General features: G+C 64.8%; 2 protein-coding genes. One reads left to right on the forward strand and one right to left on the reverse strand.

The features are described 5' to 3' along the window. Positions 1-714: transposase (locus tag ACYVK3_RS21805; protein ID WP_460499462.1), on the reverse strand; the 714-nt coding region annotated here is incomplete at its 3' end. A 112-nt stretch (positions 715-826) separates the two neighbouring features. On the opposite strand from ACYVK3_RS21805, the gene ACYVK3_RS21810 reads away from it, so the two are divergent. Further along, complete coding sequence (locus ACYVK3_RS21810; RefSeq protein ID WP_460499463.1) at positions 827-1,366, forward strand: hypothetical protein; 540 nt, start codon at positions 827-829, stop codon at positions 1,364-1,366. Positions 1,367-1,515: the final 149 nt, after the last annotated feature.

The raw sequence follows: 1,515 nt of genomic DNA on the forward strand, positions 1-1,515 counted from the left end.
CTGTCGGTTGAACAGCCGCTCGGCGATGGTCAGCTCGCGGTACTCGGGTTTCTTGTGCGGAGTCAGCGGTACCACGCCGACATAGCCGCAATCGCCGATCAGGCTTGGGCCTGCCCCGGTCAGGTGCTGCTCGTAGGTCTTGGCCAGCCCGGATTCGCGGAAGGCCCGTGCGTCATGGGTCGAGCCGGGCAGGAGCGCTCCGGCATCGATGATATGGCCATGGCGATCGCAGATGACCTGCGCATTCATGCCCGGAGTGTCGTGTTTGCCGGAGAACAGCCCGGCTGGTGTGGTCAGGTCACGGGTGGGGAAGAGGAACCCGTCAATGACCAGGTCGCCACGGGCCGCGCGACTCTGGCGTTCGAGGGCCAGGCCGTCCAGACAACATGCGACCACCGGCTCGAGCGTTTCGATATAGCGCGAGATCGTCGCCTGCGAGACGCGGGCGTGTTCGCCGATGCTGGCTTGGATGGTGTTGTGGCGTAGGTAGATCAGTGTGGCGATGATCGCGTCGAACAGGTCGAGTCCTTGTGGCGCCCGGTTCGCGGCTGCCAGGGATGCGATCCGCTGTGCCACGTCTTGTTCGAGGTAGAGCAGTTGCTCCAAGTCCAGGCCGGTCCTGTGCTCGAAGCGCGGCAGTGGTCGCTCTTTGATTGCTTGAGTGCTCACATCCTCAAGCGATCCATGAGTCCGTTGCCGTTCGCTGTCGGTCACCCGACATCACCGGTAGTTCTTCGGCTGAACGGTACCGTTGCGGCAGCGTTCGGGCTGTTATCGATTAGGGTCGTCTTGACCCCCGTTGCCGTTGTGAACAGGCTTTGACCTCATGTGGATTCTGAACCGGCCGCGCCGCTCGTTCACTCTCCGATACCTTTTCCTCCAGGTCATCACCGTGGTGCCATCAGTCGCGCTGTGGGGCATCGTCCTGGGCTATGTCTGGGCCGGGCTCGCCGTGGTCGTCTTCGCCACCGCAGCGCCTCGTGCCCTGGCGTTCTGGCCGGTCGCACGGCTCACTCCCGAAGCGCTCATCCTGATCCCGCAGTACTGGGGGCGGCCCATCACCGTCGCGTGGAAGGACATCGAAGGCATCGACCTGATCGAACATGCCCAGGTGACGGCGGCAGGGCGTACGCGGTGGATTCATGTAGCTGTCAGACGCAGGCAGGCAAGCTTGACTGCCGCTGATCGGGAACGCCAAGCGAGGCTCTTCGGCAAGCAACTGCGTCGGGCCGGGCGTGGCCTGCGCAAGAGCGCCGTAGGCACAGTGGGCTGGTACGCGATGCTTGATGAGCAACGGTTCGCCGCGCAGCTCGACGAATTCGGACTACGGCTTCCGGTGCGATACATCCCCGAACACCGCCGGTAAATGCCCGAGCACCAGCGACCCGCCACCACCCAACGGCGCCGCCACCACGAAGGTCAACCGCCCAGCGTGGGCCGCCGCGAACCCGCAGTGCGGGAAGATCCCCGCCCCACCTCCCACTGCCCCCTCCGCCGAGCCGATCGCCCACACAG

Source organism: Glycomyces tarimensis, assembly GCF_054776215.1.

Bases quoted from the DNA above. Each gene is read 5' to 3' on its own strand.
- ACYVK3_RS21810 (WP_460499463.1), top strand. From the start codon at position 827: ATGTGGATTCTGAACCGGCCGCGCCGCTCGTTCACTCTCCGATACCTT.